This is a genomic window from Bradyrhizobium arachidis (assembly GCF_015291705.1).
In the GTDB taxonomy this organism is placed as follows: domain Bacteria; phylum Pseudomonadota; class Alphaproteobacteria; order Rhizobiales; family Xanthobacteraceae; genus Bradyrhizobium; species Bradyrhizobium arachidis.
The window spans coordinates 2,059,435-2,074,683 of sequence record NZ_CP030050.1; the positions used below are offsets into that span (position 1 = coordinate 2,059,435).

The window sequence follows — 15,249 nt, forward strand, 5'->3', positions numbered from 1 at the left end:
AGCCGTCTTTTCGGGGGGCCGCCCTCATCAATCCGGGCTCCTCTCGCCAGCTGGTAGTGCATTTTGCCGGTTTGTGCGGGTCGACTTCAGCCGATCAAGCGGCCATGCTGGTTGAAATACTGCGTCCGACAGGAAAAATCTTGCGAGTTTCCGACAAGGAGCCTCGGTCCGACCCCAGTCCGAACCGGCTGGCTGAGGTTTAGGTCCGCGCGCGCCAAGTCACACGTTGGCTGCGAAGCAAGAGTACGGCGTTGGATACTCATCGGCCTAGTCGAACGAGCGACTGGATGTGTTGCACAGGTCATAAAAACGTCGCGAAGCATCGCGTCCAGAAGCGCGCAAATTAGGTGGGAATTCGGCGACATACGCAGCATCTCGTCGGATAGTGCCTCCATATTGATGGTATTACGCTCTTGGCATGTCTAAAATGCACGTTGAAACGGATATCCGATCGCGTCGGCAGCTCGCGCCCGTCGGGCTCGAAAAGTCCGTGTCAGACCATGGTTCCAGATTCTAAAGCAGTGCGGCAGTGATATACCCAGCGGGAATATTCGCGATTAGGCGGAGCCTACCGGACTTTCGGTCTCAGCTGTTGCTGCCCGGCTTGGTCATGAACCATCAAGCGGCATGTTCCCGTCAAGCAGGTGTAACTCGCAAAGTTCGACGGCAAAAAGTCGTCTTGTTCGGATAACTGCTGGGCGCCTCCTACCATCTGAAGTCGCTAGAGGGAGCCCTAACTTGTCTTAGCTGCTTGTTGTATCGCGTCCCAATTATCGCCTCACACCGGTGAACACAAATGCGCCACGAACCAAAAGTTACTCGCGAATCGATCTGGGCGGCACTCCGCATCCAACCAGAAAAGACTGCTATTCTTGTGATCGACCTGCAGAACGAGGAGATCTCCGAAGCATCAGCGCGCGAGTATCCTGATTACGTCGAGCGGATCAAAAATGTCGTCGTTCCGAACGTCAGCGAGCTGCTCAAGACTGCGCGCTCACACGGAATGGAGGTTATTTATACCACTATTGAAAGTCTGACGGCGGATGGACGTGACCGATCGCTGCTCCATAAGCTCGCAAAGCTCAATATCCCAAAAGGATCTTGGGGTGGACAGGTGATTCCTGAGATCGCGCCGGTCGGGGATGAAATTGTCCTCCCGAAAACCGGATCAGGCGTGTTCAATACAACCATGCTTGAATATGTCCTGCGGAACATCGGCATCGAAGCGATCATTGTGGTCGGTGTTCTCACGGATCAGTGCATCGATATGGCTCTTCGTGATGGGGCGGACCGCGGGTTCCTCATGATTTGCGTAACTGATGGGTGTACGTCCTATACAGAGGCCCGACACGAAAATGCACTTCGCATCCAGTATCGTCCCGTAAAGCTCACGACGACTGCCGAATTGGTTCAGGAATTGATCGCAGCGTTCCAGTGATGGGCTAGCCGAGGTTCTGTGACAATGAATACATGCGGAAATAGCTTTCTCGCCACGGCTGAGTGCGATGCTGTGATCGAGCCGCGCCACGCCGTGCATCCCAGCCAGAGCTCTCAAACGCCGAATGGCAGACGCAGTCACGAAGCCGCAGCGTGCTCGGACGCTTCGGCATCAACGGGTGCAGAGTCTTTCACTGCACTGGTCTCTACGTCGATATCGACGGTACGGCCTCCGGGCCCAAGACGCGTATCTGCACAGATCGACGTTCGGCGCGTCCGATGATGTCATCACGACAACGGAGCTCGCGGTCAAAGACATTCTGGATTTGCTCAGCTCTTGAGGCCTTACCGGTGAGCGGCATCCTGACTGGCGGGCGCGCAGAGACGCTCCTGCGCTTGGTTGATAGGCGCCCACCGCTCGACTGACGCCCCGTGGGCGACCACAAGATGCTAGACTGAATGGTTCGATCGCATTAATCCATATACATCAAACAGTGCCGCGGCGGATCTGGGGCGTGGCAGATTTGATCTTCGGGTTTGACTCCTCGACGTACTTCGCCTCCGGCGACAGATCCTCACTGGCGCCTGCTTTAGGACGGCAGCTTCTTGTTCCTTTATCTCTCCCTCCCTTTCTTCCCCGCTCCCGTGCCGCTAACACGCTAACCAGCCTAGATGATGCAAAATCCGAACAGACAAATCTATAGTGGTCCCGTATTCGATATGGCCAGGCAGCAGTTTGAGCGCGTTGCCAATCATCTCCAGATCCCTGAAATGGAAAGGGACCGGCTGCTTTATCCCAAGCGTGCAATCGCCGTGTCGTGCCCAATTCACAGGGACGATGGACGCACGGAAGTCTTTCAGGGCTACCGTGTACAGCATCACCTTACACTCGGGCCGACCAAGGGGGGGACGCGGTTCTCGCCGTCCGTAGACGTTGGTGAGATAGCCGCTCTGGCAATCTGGATGAGCTGGAAATGCGCGCTGGCGGGCCTCCCCTATGGTGGAGCAAAGGGGGGCATAACGGTCGATCCTTACGCATTGTCGCCGCGCGAACTGGAAGCATTATCCCGACGGTACATGCAGGAGATGATTCCTTTCGTCGGTCCTCACACCGACGTCATGGCCCCGGACATGGGCACCAACGAGCAGGTCATGGCGTGGTTCATGGATACATACTCGATGTATCAGGGCCAAACAATCAACGAGATCGTCACCGGGAAGCCCGTATCAGCAGGAGGTACACTGGGACGTCGTGAAGCGACTGGACGCGGAGTAGCCTATCTCGTCGCCCGCGCCCTTGACCATCTTGGGATCAGCGCACGCGCTGCGACAGCTATCGTCCAGGGGTTCGGGAACGTTGGATCAGTGACAGCCTATTCCCTCGCGGAAAGAGGTGTTAGAATTATCGGGGCCAGCGATCACACCGGCGCGTATTACGATCCCAATGGTTTCGACGTTGGCGAGCTCCAACGTCACGTTGCCAAGCAAGGCCAACTTGCTGGGTTCTCTACGGAGAGTCTTATAGAGCAGTCGGAGCTGCTGGTCCAAAAGTGTGACATCCTCGTGCCGGCTGCAATCGAGCGGGTTATCACGGGCGGAAATGTCTCAGAGCTCAAATGTCGCATTCTGGCCGAGGGCGCTAATGGTCCAACAACACCAGAAGCCGATGTGATCCTCAATGAACGAGGCGACAAAATCTTTGTGCTGCCTGATATTCTATGCAATGCAGGAGGTGTCATTGTCAGCTATTTCGAATGGGTGCAGGATCTGCAGCGGTTATTTTGGGAGGAGGCCGAAGTGTTCGATCGCCTCTACCAAATCCTCGAACGTAGCTTCCAGCAGACCATAGCTCGCGCGAAGCGCGATCGCATTTCTCATCGCATGGCGGCCACGGCGATCGGCGTTAGCGTGGTACAATCGGCTAAGCGGACCAGGGGCCTTTTTCCTTGAAGATTAAAGCGCCTCGATGCTTTGATCGAGGCCTGATCCGTCGTTATGTGGTCTGTCTCCCATGTATCGTGAGCCCGATTCGTGGAGCACGGAGGCAAGCCTATGCAGGGTCGACAAGTCCCCCCGAAGCTGAATCCAGCAGCGTAGCAGATATCAAGTGAAAGAGGATCGATGAAGGTCTTAGTGCCGGTAAAGCGGGTGGTCGATTACAACGTCAAGGTCCGCGTCAAGGGCGATGGATCGGGCGTTGAACTCGCCAACGTCAAAATGTCCATGAACCCGTTCGACGAGATCGCGGTCGAGGAAGCGCTGCGCCTGAAGGAAGGCGGCAAGGCGACCGAGGTCGTTGTGGTCTCCATCGGACCGGCGCAGGCGTCGGAGACGATCCGTACCGGTCTTGCCATGGGCGCTGATCGCGGCATCCTGGTGAAGGCCGACGGCAACGTCGAGCCGCTTGCCGTCGCCAAGATCCTGAAGAAGATTGCTGAAGAAGAGCAACCGGGCCTGATCATCCTCGGCAAGCAGGCGATCGACGACGACTCGAACCAGACCGGCCAGATGCTGGCCGCGCTGCTCGGCTGGTCGCAGGCGACCTTCGCCTCGAAGCTCGAGGTCGATGGTTCGGACTTCAAGGTCACCCGCGAAGTCGACGGCGGCCTGCAGACCGTGAAGCTGAAGGGACCGGCGATCGTCACCACCGACCTTCGCCTCAACGAGCCGCGCTATGCCTCGCTGCCCAACATCATGAAGGCCAAGAAGAAGCCGATCGCGGAGAAGGCCGTCGCCGATTACGGCGTCGACGTCACCGCGCGTCTCGAGGTCCTCAAGACGACTGAACCGGCAGGCCGCAAGGCGGGCGTCAAGGTCAAGGACGTCGCCGAGCTGGTGTCGAAACTCAAGAACGAAGCCGGGGTGCTCTGATGACGACGCTTCTGATTGCCGAACACGACAATGCGTCGCTGAAGGATGCGACCAACAAGGCCCTGACCGCGGCTGCCGCGCTCGGCGCGGATGTCGAGGTGCTGGTGGCTGGCCAGAACGCCAAGGCGGCCGCGGACGCCGCTGCCAAGCTGGCCGGCGTCAAGAAGGTGCTGCTCGCCGATGGCGAGACCTATGCGCACGATCTCGCCGAGCCGCTGGCCGCGCTGATCGTCTCGCTGGCCCCGTCCTATGACGCGATCGTCGCGCCCGCGACCTCGCGCTTCAAGAATGTGATGCCGCGCGTCGCAGCCCTGCTCGACGTCATGCAGGTCTCGGAGATCATCAAGGTGGTCGCGCCCGATACCTATGAGCGTCCGATCTATGCCGGCAACGCCATCCAGACGGTGAAGTCGAAGGACGCCAAGAAGGTCATCACGGTCCGCACCTCCACCTTCGCCGCTGCGGGCGAGGGCGGCAGCGCGCCGGTCGAGAGTGTTGCTGCGGCGGCCGATCCGGGCCTGTCGACCTTCGTCGGCGAGGAAGTCGCCAAGAGCGACCGTCCGGAGCTGACCTCGGCCAAGATCATCGTCTCCGGTGGCCGCGCCATGCAGAGCCGTGAGAACTTCGCCAAGTACATCGAGCCGCTGGCCGACAAGCTCGGCGCCGGCGTCGGTGCCTCGCGTGCGGCGGTTGACGCCGGCTACGCGCCGAACGACTGGCAGGTCGGCCAGACCGGCAAGGTCGTGGCCCCCGAGCTCTATGTCGCGGTGGGCATTTCCGGCGCAATCCAGCATCTGGCCGGCATGAAGGACTCCAAGGTGATCGTCGCGATCAACAAGGACGAGGACGCGCCGATCTTCCAGGTCGCCGACTACGGCCTGGTCGCCGACCTCTACCAGGCGGTTCCGGAGCTGACGGCCGAACTCGGCAAAGCGGGTACGTGGTGCTAGTAGCACGGGTCCCTTCAAAAGCAGGAGGGTATTCTTTGAGATCAGGGGTTTTCCGGCATTCTGCAGGCCGATGACATTCCGGCGTGCTCGCCGCCGCCGACGGTGGCGCAATCACTTGCTATTTGTCTCGCCATGCCGACGCAAATTCGTCGTGACCTGCCCCTGAGTATTTCCTCCAGAAAGAGTTTGAGTCCGCCCCGAGTGCAGCGAGGCCGAACTTTGGACCATTCAGAACTAGAGTTTTTCGCCGTGATCACGTTGGCGAGCTGGATGCGCCGACGTGGTTTTGCAGCAAAATCGGCGGTCGATTGCCGATCGCGCCATGGGGCCGCTCTTCATTGTAGTATCTGCGCCAAGTCTCCACCTTTTGCTGGGCGTCCGCAAGGGACAGGAACCAGTGGGCGTTGAGGCATTCGGCCCTGAAGCGGCCGTTGAAGGCCTCAATGAACGCGTTGTCGGTTGGCTTACCGGGCCGCGAGAAGTCCAGGGTGACACCGCGCTGGTAGGCCCAGAGGTCAAGATCGCGGGACACGAACTCGCTGCCTTGATCGACGCGGATCGTTGCCGGGAATCCCACTTCCTTGCAGGCCCTTTCCAGCACCTCCACAACATCGGTGCCGCGGAAGGTGAACCGTGGCGCCAGCGCCGGCGAGAAGCGGGAGAAGGTATCGACAATCGTGAGCACGCGCAGCTTGTGTCCGGTCGCCAACTGGTCATGGACGAAGTCCATCGCCCAGGTCTCGTTCGATCGCGTCGCCGGCCTGCGATCATCGCGCAGCTTGGCCTTGACCCGGCGCTTGGGCGTTTTGCTGCGTAATTGCAGGCCCAATTCGCGATAGATGCGCCGCGTCTTGTTCTGGCCATGGCGCCAGCCTTCACGACGCAGCAGGACGTGAACACGACGATAACCGTAGCGAATACGAACATGGCAGATCTCCTTGATCTTCTGTTCGAGGGCAGCCTGGCCAGGGCGACGGGACTTGTAGTGGTAGGTCGAGCGGTCAAATTCGAGAGCGTCACAGGCCCGGCGGATCGAGACCTGCCATTCGCTGCGGACCGCGTCGACCAGCATGCGCAGCATCCGAACATCGCCGAACGATGTCGAGCACCACCGCTGACGTCCTCGCGATCTTGTGGAGTTAACCGTGCCAGCACGGGCAGGCCGATGCCCCCGGAGAGCAGCCTTTGTAAGCGCGCGAATGTTCGAGGTCTTGCGCGAGAATCCATTGGGTCAGGCTCGCGGCAATCTCGTCGCTCGGGGACGCCGTCGCGATCGAGGGCTAGAAGGCCTTTCCGCATCTCGGTGCCTTGCGTCAATCTGATGACGGAGTTGACGCTCATCTTTAATTCGAGTTTCGTCACGGCGCCTCCACGCAAGACGGTGCTAGCCAGAGCCCCACTCACCGCGGTCGAGAACGCCTTTTCGATGAGACATCGCAACGCGCCGTGCGATGCGCACCCGAGAACGCCTCGTCACCCATATCTAGTCGAGGCGGCCAGTGATGACTTTGTCGTTGAACTCCCATGCTTCAGGCCATTTGTAGGATCACTTTGGGCGGCATTGTCGGACAAGCGCCTCTTCGGCTGCGCGCAGGTCGAGAAGTTCCGCCTTCCATCGGCGCTCGAGACCGAGGCAACCAACGGATTATCTGGATCGCGGGTTGAACTCCCGTTCGACGGGTCCCGCCGTGTACCGGTTCCGCTCGAGCTCTCGTCCTGCACTGACCGTGACGCATGATTGTTCATGTGCTGCTGCATCCGGCGCGATCGCGACAAGGGATCCAGTTCGGCTAGCGTTAGTATGGCTGCGAATGCATTTCTACAGCTGTACCGATATGGTCGCCGCGAATGTGCATCAAGTACTTCCTCACCGAACCCTACACGCCGAGAACAAACGGCAAGGCAGAGCGCTTCATCCAAACCGCACTTCGGGGCTTTTGTAATAGGGCCGCCTTGAGAAAAGAAACCGCGCTGTCCGGCGCCTCGTCTGGTTTGATCTCCGAGAAGGCGAAGCGAGAAAGGTCGTCAATACAGACGTGGACGAAATCCCCAGTCAGCGTCGCGGCTGTTGTTCGGACCGCTCGCATCGACGGTGATGCGGTGGCCAACGCGTTCGAAACGCCCGATTTTTTGATGTCCATGTGAATGATCTCGCCTGGCTCTCGCGCTCACGCGGGATTCCGGGTCAGCCGGATCAAGATTGCGCATCCGGTTTAATCCCAAGCGGCGAAGGATGCGGCTGACGGTGACCCGGCACACCTTGACCTCGGCCGTGATCTGCTTGCCGGTGTGGCCTGGCGCAGGGCTTCGACAGCCGTGCTTGTGGTTGGAGAAGTTTGGCTTGGCGATGAATGGGACCTCATCCGTCGACACCTTCCGCGCGGAACCGCTTGACCCATTTGGGGACGGTCTTCGGCGTCGTGTCGGACCGGTCAGCCGTCGGCCTGGCTCAGTCCGCCCTCGATTAAACTGCGCACCAACAGCTCTCGACCTTTGGGCGTCAAAGGCGCATTCTTGTGGACGTTCATCTGGTCTGTGCTTCGAACACTGAAGTTTCGCAACGTCAGTTTGCTCGGTTCAGACCAGATCGACAACTCCTGACAGACCAGAGCTAGTCTGCTAGGGCCTTTGCTGTTTGGGAGAAGTCGCGTGTCAACAGGCAGGTAGGAGAAGCAGAATGACCGATTTGAAAACCGCCCCACGGTACACAGTGGGGGCGGGATGGAATGCGCTATTGCCGCGGCGAGTCCCGAACGAACAGCTCCCAAAAGAGAGGAGGTATCATGCGATCGTTGTCGGGGGCGGGTACACGGGGCTAGCCGCGGCCCGTCGTTTGGCGGAATTGATGCCGGAAAAGGATATTATTGTCATCGAGGCGTCGGAGATCGGGGAAGGTTCATCGGCGCGAAATTCGGGTTTCTTGTCGCCGTCGGCAATCGAGCCGCGTCCAAATGCGTACGGCTCGGCGGAGGATGATGCCAATCGAAAAACGCGCATCGTGCTCGCCGGGCTCGATTGGCTACGGGCTGTCGTTGAGGAGCATAAGATTAATTGCGATTGGGATGAGACGGCCCCACGCATAGTTGCGGCTGCCACTCGCCAAGGAGAGCGCTGGCTCTTGAGCTCACGACAAGCTCTGGAAAGGAGAAATCTAAGATACTTGGAGCATGATGCTCAGGGGCTTAGAGCTCTTCTCGGCACCGACTACTACCAATACGGCTACGAAACGCTAACGCGCGCTTTTGTACAACCGGCGGCGCTTATCCGAGGTCTCGCTGACACGCTCTCTTCCAATGTCACTGTGCTTGAACATAGGGCGGTCGAGGCCGTGGAGGGATCGGGACCGTTCAAAGTACGGACGCCTCGGGCAGAGTTTGTAGCCGACAAAGTATTCATCGCGAACAATGCGCATGCGAGGGCTTTGGGTCTCCTGGCTGACCGAATGATCGTCGTTTACACCTACGCGGGGCTAACTCCCGAGCTGGAGGATGATGAACTTGGCCGTATGGGCTCCTTGCCGGCCTGGGGAGTGCTTCCGCCTACCCGAATGGGCACCACCATGAGGAAGGTCGGGCGGCGTTTCCTCATACGCAGCAGCTGGTCATACGAGAAGGAGGTAAACCCACAGAAGGTACGCTCGACGCTGACTCGATTGTTTCGGCGACGATTTCCACAAATGCGCTCTTATCACCTGGAGCACGTCTGGGGCGGCATGACGGCGATCACGGTCAACGGCGGAATGTACTTCGGGGAGCTGAGGCCAGGACTTTATGCCTCAGTTGGGTGTCAAGGGGCGGGGGTTTTGAGAGGTAATATTCACGGGAAGCTCCTGGCGGAGATGGCCTGTGGCTCCCAATCCCCTCTGTTAACAGATCGTTTAATGCTGACCGGCCCCGACTGGATCCCGCCGGAGCCGTTTCGTGGAATTGGCGCCATAGCGCGAATGACCTGGGAGCACTGGCGAGCCGGACGCGAATACTAGACCGGCAGAATAGACGTTCATTCAGGAGCGTGGTTATTTCACGAACTTTGACAACGACGAGCGGTGGGCGACCACAGGTCCAAGTCGGACGACTCGCGACGCGGGCGGGCGCGTATATTCCGGATAACTCGCGCTCTGGACACGGAGTCAGCGGCAAACTGACATCGGTCATTGGACGACGTGGCAAGCCAGAATGGTCGCGTCGGATCGCGGTATCGAGTTCACCTGCCGCGTCATGCCGGCCTAGAGCAAGGACGTGGTCATCGCTCACACTTCATAGCGCCAGGAAATCCGATGCTGGACAGCTTCATCCAGAGCTTCAACTCCGGTGAAGCTGCTCCAGGAGGCCTGTTCTTCGGCCTTGATGACCCCGCACCAGAATCGCTGGCTCGCTCGCCCACGGCAATATCTGCCCGCCTCATTCGTCCTTAAAAGCAAGTTTTGCGGCCTGTGCCGCCACCTCGCGGCAGCAGACGACCGAGCAGCCTCGGCCAGCTCCGTCGGTCGCCCGTTGCTCTACCAGACTACTTGGCGTACGAACCACCAGACACTAGATGAAAGTCACTTGCAGGTACACTACAACAGCTTCGGGCGTGCTCCGTTGAGAATCCGACCGGAAATCAGAAGAAGAGCCGGCGCTCCATTTTAGTCAACCGCTTCCCTCCCTCGGGTGTGACGACGATGGTTTCGCTGAAGGCCATCCCCCGCGCTGAGGTGTACATATGAAAAACTTGGTTTTCCTCGAGTTGCCAGTCGCTGTCTGGAAGGAATACACGAGTGAAATCACTGGTACGAGGAGGGTACTTAAGACCGAGAGTATAGCCTGTTATATTAGTGTAGGTGTCGCGCAATCGAGCCTTCAATATCGCCTCTCGTACGATGCGATCGACGTCCTTCGCGTTAGCGCCAGGCTTCATTGCGTGGAACTGCTCCTCTTGAATTCGGATCATCGTTTCAGCCGTCCGGATTTGTTGATCCGTCGGCTCTCCGATCGACTTTGGGCGCATCATACGTGAGGTGTAGCCGCGAAAGTGAGGGACCGGCTCCACATGCAAGATGTCACCTCTGGGTAAAAAACGGTGGCCAAGCGATGCATGCAATATACCCGAGCGAGGGCCAGAAGCCACGACGGCGACTTGCGCGTTGTCGGCGCCGCTCCGCCAGGCTTCATCCGTCATAGCTACGAAAATCTCCCGCTCATTAACGCCTTCCTGAGCCGCCTCGAAACCGGCGCGCGCCGCGCGGTCGCAAATCTCCGCGGCTACCTCTAGACAAGCAAGCTCGAGCGGAGACTTAATCTGCCGCATCTCCCACATGACACCAGAAAAATCAACAATCCTTGCATTCGGCAAGAATGCTTCAAGCTCCGACGCTCGGTTCACGGTAAGAAAATGACTGTCCTGCTCGATGCCGATGACAGTGCCTGCAAAACCTCTCGTTGTGATCGCGTCGGCAACGATCCTAATTGGATTCGCGTCGTCGCCGAACGATACGCAGTCAGTAAACCAGCTTCGTTCGGTGAAGATCTCAGCATCAACCGCGCGAATCACTGCAAAGGGCTCTCGATCGAGCGGAACAAGTAAGGCTTGGTACATGGCTGCTGTGGAACAGTATCCGCTGAAATAAACCATGTGTTCACGCTGGTCGACGATAAGCAGTTGAACATGGCGCTCGGCCATGATTCTGCGCAGGGCTGAAAGGCGGCTCTGGAATTCTACAAGGGGGAAAGCTGGAGGGAAAAGCAGAGGGTGTGTCATTAGAAAATCCTTCTGGTTGATCATTAAGCGGCCGTGGTCGAGCTAATGAAGGCTCTTCGCGCGTGGTAGGGCCCTTTTGACCTTCTTCATCAAACGCGAGGTACCCAATTGTTAACAGTAACGCGGCGCTGCTTTGGCTCGAGGTGTTGCATCTGTTCTAAGACTAAGAACGTGTTTGCCTCGTGTTCGCAGTCGCACAAGCCGGAGTTGCCACCGCGTGAAGTCAATTCGTATCCAATCCTGCTCAAGAAAATCACTATTCTCGCCTTTGGTGCGCTCCGCGTGCCCATTGAACGTCCTGCAATGACTCGTCGCCCTCGCCACTTTCAACGACGAGCCTCGGGTACGATCAGGATTATCAGACGACATCTGCGTCGGTGGGTGGAGTAAGGCTGGCACCCTGCTCATGCTCACCCAGAGGTGGAAAAGGTGTGATCGACCATTCAATTAAGTCTACGGCACGTTGAAGTGCGCGCTTTGTCACAGCACGATCAGGCGAAGTGGCAATGACATGCCCGATCCTGTCTCGATAATCGTTTTTCTTGACGATTGAGGCCTTTGGCTCGACCGAAAACCGGACTTCTGTGATACCCGGCACTTCCGCCGCGCGACTTTCGCCACAGATTGCATCAAGAATGCCTTCGCGATCGGGAAGCAGAACCCGCGCGGCTGCTATGTGCGAATGACTTCTGCGCAGATTGCATTGTTGCCCAATGACGAGCCTGATGTGCTCGGCGACGAGATCTATACCACATGAAAGCTTGACCAACTGAGAGTTTGGTGTGCCAGCAAGACGCGGATTGACCTCAATCACGACTGGGCCAAGCGTGGTCCATCGTAGATCAATGTTTTTCGGCCCCCAGCCCACGCCGAGGGCTTTCAAAGACTTTGAGGAAACCTCGACGATTCGTCTATGCTCGTCATCGGTCAATAAGGCGGGATAAATGTATTCACGACAAACGAAATGCGGCTGGTTATCAAAGTCGGCAGCGCCAATTTCGATAATCTTGTCTCCCATTATTTCTACACTGTAGTGGGGGCCTTGCGCGAATTCCTCGACGAGTATTCTAGGCGAAGAGCCCCAAATCTCCTTACTCAACAGGTAGCTCGTGTGCTTGGCTAGCTCGTCAAGATCGCGGCACAATCGAACACCCATGCCTCCGATGCCGACCGCCGGCTTAACAATCACCGGTAGGCAGATCTGGGCTGCAGAGCGCTCTACATCTGTCGCACTCGTCGCCAGGCGAAAAGCAGGGGTTGGAATGCCGGCATCTGCGAGAAGCTGACGTTGATAAAATTTGTCGCAGCATCGTTCGACTGCTACGGGATCGGGGCCCGGGAGTTCGAAATATTGGCAGAGCTTGCCGACACTTGCATAGACCGACTCTTGTGCGCTCGTTATGCCGGCAATGTGAGAGGTCCGAGACAACCGCAAACATTCGTGTATCATCGCATCAAGGTTCTTTGTATTGACGCGCACTGCTTCACAGCCGCTTGCCGCGATGTAGGCAAATCGGCTTGGATCGGCCGAGAAAACAATAGGTTGCAGACCAAGACGCTGCGCCGCCTCGACGTAGAGCCGACCATTAAGTGCACCTTCGAGCACAATGAGAACTTGCTTCGACATTGACCTATGACTCCGCCATTCTGTTCGGAACTACGATGAACGAGCAGCAATCGCGCCGCTCGCACGTCAATGTTCCGAAGCTAGATATCAGCAGACCAAGTTTCTCGGCTAACCGCTTCTCAGTTCAACTACGTGGACTGAAATGTCAGAGAATGTCTTGCGGTGATACTACCATGCTGTGTAGGTGTGTGCGCAAAGGGTAGATTGATAAGGACCGTGGCGTTCTCCTGCGCGGCTCGAAAGGCAGGACTCTCATAGATGCAACGGCCGACTTGGCGCTCCAACGGTAAACCAAAAATGGCTCAGCCGCTAATTGCGGTTTCAACGGATGTCCGGTGTCTTTGCAAGACTGACTGGCACGCTACGCCACAACAGTATCTAGACGCGGCAATCGCTGCGGCCGGCGTCTTTCCTCTGCTGGTCCCTTGCTTTGGTCGCCGGCTTGATTTCGATCGACTTGCAGCTGCTGTGGACGGTGTCCTAGTTACAGGATCCGGTTCGAACGTCCATCCGTCGCTCTACGGCGGCGACGCCGGAGAACTCAACGGTCCTTATGACCCGGCGCGTGACGCGACGACGCTGCCTTTGATCGTCAGGGCGATCGATCGAGGGATTCCACTGCTTGCTATCTGCCGGGGTATTCAAGAACTGAACGTCGCGTTGGGCGGAACGCTGGCAACAGAAATTCAGGAGCGTCCCGGCTCGCTTGACCATCGCGCGCCGCAGGGGGTTAGCCGGAGCGAGCAATTTGCCATAAAGCACAAGGTGATGATGATGGAGGACGGCTGCCTCCGGGAGATCGTTGGCGCAGATGAAATCAAGGTCAATTCCCACCACCGGCAGGCGATCGACAGGTTGGGCGAACGGCTCAAAATTGAGTCCGTCGCCGAAGATGGAACCGTCGAGGCGGTGTCGGTGAACTATGCAAGCGCCTTCGCTGTGGGAGTTCAGTGGCATCCGGAGTATTGGTCCGCTTCGGATGAAGCATCAGCACGTATTTTCCGCGCGTTCGGTGATGCTGTCCGGGGGCATGCAGCCGCAAGGAGCAACACCTAAGCCCGGAAGAAAGCTTGTGGCGATCTCTCTTTAACTCACTTTTTTAGGCGACCAGCCTATGGCGCAGGACCCAAGGGTACAAATTTGAAGATATGCTCAATCGGTCTAGGCATGCGTGGCAAGATGAGCTGCTGCCGGTTTGATGGACAAAGAGATTAGGTGTTTCATGAAGCCGGAGGTGGGCGATGAAGAGACTGAAGTTCAGTCGCGAGTTCAAAGTCGAGGCGGTCAAGCCGGTCAGGGAGCGCGGGGTCTCGGTGGCGCAGGCCGGTCGCTAACTGGACGTTCACGAGAATGTTCTACGCAAATGACCCGCCTTCGACCCTCGCGCGCAGTGTAACCGCAAGGCTGCTGGATCAGCTCCAACACAGGATTCCAACACAGGATAGAGGAGTTCAAGGGCTCAGCGACCGAGGACGGACTTACTCCGACGTGGCCGTGGCCAGAGCGACGAACGTGGCCCGTGTACGCGCAAGAAGCCGTCGCGCGAGCCGTTTCCGCACCATCTGCCTCGCAGGGGGACTGTGCCAGGGGCTGTAGCTTGTGCCTTTTGCGGCGGAACGCAGTTGCGTTAGCTTGGGGAGGACAGGACCGACACGCTGGAGGTGATCCCGAATCCGCAAGGTGATCCAGCACGTCGGGAGAAGTTCAGCTGGCCTGATTCCCAGAAGACAGCGAGGCCCCGGCGCCGTTCCTCGTGATTGCTCGTGGCTGCGACGGACCCACTTGTTGGCGAAGGTGCCGTCCCAGAAGTAGCACGCTGAACTGGCAGGCCAGAAGCCTATGACAAGGAAGTCGCGCCGATCAGCTCTCGACCCTTGGCGACCAGGTTGGCGGCTGCACAGTATCCATTCGGCGTAGGCCGCAGGGCTACCGCTTGAGCAGTCCAATGTTCTCTTTGTAGAACCTGATCAGCTCGATCGGGTTCTCGATTCCGAGGTCGGTGAACGCCTTGACGCCGTCTTCTCCAACACCATAGACCCAGTTGACGCCGTCCTCGATCTCCATCTCGTTGGCGATGTCCCACAGCCAATCTTCATCTTCGCCGAGGTCTTCGGCGACCTTGGTGAGGGTGGTGACGTGATGGACCTTGTTGACGTGCGTGGACATGCTGCTTGAGCGGAGAGTGTTGATGCCGGCGTCCAATTCCACGGCAGAAGCTCGTCCAGCCGATGAGCCGGATGGGCGGCAATCCGGGCGAGGATATCCGTAAGCCACGCCTGCGGATCGATGCCGTTCATTTTGCCGTGACGATGAGGCTGTACATCGAATCAGCGCGCCGTCCACCGCGATCCGATCCGCAGAACAGCCAGGACTTCCGGCCAAGAGCGATGCCTCGCAAGCCAGGTTCGGCAGCATTGTTGGAGAGACATACGCGTCCATCTTCCAGGAACAGCGTGAAGCTCGCCCAACGCTTGAGGATGTAGTTGAACGCCTTGGCCAGGTCGTGACCACGAGACAGTTTGGCGAGCTGTTCGCGCATGTAGACCTGAAGGTCCTCGACTAGAGGCGGGCTCAGCGTCAGGCAACCGTGCCGCCATGATGTACACCTTGATGGTCACAGCCAAA

The 15,249-nt window shown here is 58.1% G+C and carries 11 protein-coding genes and 2 pseudogenes; 7 read left to right on the forward strand and 6 right to left on the reverse strand.

Going from position 1 to position 15,249, the window contains the following annotated elements; translation table 11 throughout:
- The first annotated feature begins 796 nt into the window (after positions 1–796).
- The 4 genes from WN72_RS09720 (at position 797) to WN72_RS09735 (ending at position 5,258) form a co-directional block, all read left to right on the forward strand.
- Positions 797–1,438: a cysteine hydrolase family protein gene (locus WN72_RS09720; protein WP_092218213.1), complete on the forward strand. Its 642-nt coding sequence runs from the start codon at positions 797–799 to the stop codon at positions 1,436–1,438.
- Positions 1,439–2,109: 671 nt separating this feature from the next.
- The gene (locus tag WN72_RS09725; RefSeq protein ID WP_244553884.1) at positions 2,110–3,387 is read left to right on the forward strand and encodes a Glu/Leu/Phe/Val family dehydrogenase; all 1,278 of its coding nucleotides are present in this window, start codon (positions 2,110–2,112) and stop codon (positions 3,385–3,387) included.
- 171 nt (positions 3,388–3,558) lie between these two features.
- Entirely contained in the window at positions 3,559–4,308 is a 750-nt protein-coding gene (locus WN72_RS09730; protein ID WP_092218212.1) for an electron transfer flavoprotein subunit beta/FixA family protein, read from the forward strand.
- Positions 4,308–5,258 carry an electron transfer flavoprotein subunit alpha/FixB family protein gene (locus tag WN72_RS09735; RefSeq protein ID WP_092218211.1) on the forward strand — a complete coding sequence of 317 codons (951 nt, stop codon included), beginning with the start codon at positions 4,308–4,310 and terminating at the stop codon, positions 5,256–5,258. Before WN72_RS09730 ends, WN72_RS09735 begins: the two co-directional genes overlap by 1 nt.
- Before the next feature lie 253 nt (positions 5,259–5,511).
- On the opposite strand, the pseudogene WN72_RS09740 reads toward WN72_RS09735, so the two are convergent.
- Positions 5,512–6,333 (reverse strand): annotated as a pseudogene (locus WN72_RS09740) (IS3 family transposase); the annotation flags it as partial.
- Between the two features lie 802 nt (positions 6,334–7,135).
- Complete coding sequence (locus WN72_RS09745; RefSeq protein WP_194483059.1) at positions 7,136–7,399, reverse strand: hypothetical protein; 264 nt, start codon at positions 7,397–7,399, stop codon at positions 7,136–7,138.
- A 536-nt stretch (positions 7,400–7,935) separates the two neighbouring features.
- Here WN72_RS09745 and WN72_RS09750 point away from each other — a divergent pair.
- The gene (locus WN72_RS09750) at positions 7,936–9,240 is read left to right on the forward strand and encodes an NAD(P)/FAD-dependent oxidoreductase (RefSeq protein ID WP_194483011.1); all 1,305 of its coding nucleotides are present in this window, start codon (positions 7,936–7,938) and stop codon (positions 9,238–9,240) included.
- A gap of 294 nt (positions 9,241–9,534) precedes the next feature.
- Positions 9,535–9,672, forward strand: coding sequence for a hypothetical protein (locus tag WN72_RS09755; protein ID WP_167381000.1), 138 nt, complete (start codon positions 9,535–9,537; stop codon positions 9,670–9,672).
- A gap of 188 nt (positions 9,673–9,860) precedes the next feature.
- On the opposite strand, the gene WN72_RS09760 is transcribed toward WN72_RS09755, so the two are convergent.
- Together WN72_RS09760 and WN72_RS09765 are read right to left on the reverse strand one after the other, a co-directional pair.
- Positions 9,861–11,021 carry a M24 family metallopeptidase gene (locus WN72_RS09760; RefSeq protein ID WP_092217784.1) on the reverse strand — a complete coding sequence of 387 codons (1,161 nt, stop codon included), beginning with the start codon at positions 11,019–11,021 and terminating at the stop codon, positions 9,861–9,863.
- A gap of 334 nt (positions 11,022–11,355) precedes the next feature.
- Complete coding sequence (locus WN72_RS09765) at positions 11,356–12,624, reverse strand: ATP-grasp domain-containing protein (RefSeq protein WP_092217783.1); 1,269 nt, start codon at positions 12,622–12,624, stop codon at positions 11,356–11,358.
- Positions 12,625–12,921: 297 nt separating this feature from the next.
- Between WN72_RS09765 and WN72_RS09770 the strand changes: the two genes are divergently transcribed.
- Positions 12,922–13,680, forward strand: coding sequence for a gamma-glutamyl-gamma-aminobutyrate hydrolase family protein (locus WN72_RS09770; protein ID WP_092217782.1), 759 nt, complete (start codon positions 12,922–12,924; stop codon positions 13,678–13,680).
- 870 nt (positions 13,681–14,550) lie between these two features.
- Here the strand turns inward: WN72_RS09770 and WN72_RS09775 are convergent.
- Together WN72_RS09775 and WN72_RS09780 are read right to left on the reverse strand one after the other, a co-directional pair.
- Positions 14,551–14,790 carry a hypothetical protein gene (locus tag WN72_RS09775; protein WP_092217799.1) on the reverse strand — a complete coding sequence of 80 codons (240 nt, stop codon included), beginning with the start codon at positions 14,788–14,790 and terminating at the stop codon, positions 14,551–14,553.
- A pseudogene (locus WN72_RS09780) lies at positions 14,790–15,196 on the reverse strand (IS66 family transposase); the annotation flags it as partial. The gene WN72_RS09775 and the pseudogene WN72_RS09780, both read right to left, overlap by 1 nt.
- Between the last annotated feature and the right edge of the window lie 53 nt (positions 15,197–15,249).

Bases quoted from the DNA above. Each gene is read 5' to 3' on its own strand.
- WN72_RS09720 (WP_092218213.1), top strand. From the start codon at position 797: ATGCGCCACGAACCAAAAGTTACTCGCGAATCGATCTGGGCGGCACTC.
- WN72_RS09725 (WP_244553884.1), top strand. From the start codon at position 2,110: ATGATGCAAAATCCGAACAGACAAATCTATAGTGGTCCCGTATTCGAT.
- WN72_RS09730 (WP_092218212.1), top strand. From the start codon at position 3,559: ATGAAGGTCTTAGTGCCGGTAAAGCGGGTGGTCGATTACAACGTCAAG.
- WN72_RS09735 (WP_092218211.1), top strand. From the start codon at position 4,308: ATGACGACGCTTCTGATTGCCGAACACGACAATGCGTCGCTGAAGGAT.
- WN72_RS09745 (WP_194483059.1), bottom strand. From the start codon at position 7,399: ATGGACATCAAAAAATCGGGCGTTTCGAACGCGTTGGCCACCGCATCA.
- WN72_RS09750 (WP_194483011.1), top strand. From the start codon at position 7,936: ATGACCGATTTGAAAACCGCCCCACGGTACACAGTGGGGGCGGGATGG.
- WN72_RS09755 (WP_167381000.1), top strand. From the start codon at position 9,535: ATGCTGGACAGCTTCATCCAGAGCTTCAACTCCGGTGAAGCTGCTCCA.
- WN72_RS09760 (WP_092217784.1), bottom strand. From the start codon at position 11,021: ATGATCAACCAGAAGGATTTTCTAATGACACACCCTCTGCTTTTCCCT.
- WN72_RS09765 (WP_092217783.1), bottom strand. From the start codon at position 12,624: ATGTCGAAGCAAGTTCTCATTGTGCTCGAAGGTGCACTTAATGGTCGG.
- WN72_RS09770 (WP_092217782.1), top strand. From the start codon at position 12,922: ATGGCTCAGCCGCTAATTGCGGTTTCAACGGATGTCCGGTGTCTTTGC.
- WN72_RS09775 (WP_092217799.1), bottom strand. From the start codon at position 14,790: ATGTCCACGCACGTCAACAAGGTCCATCACGTCACCACCCTCACCAAG.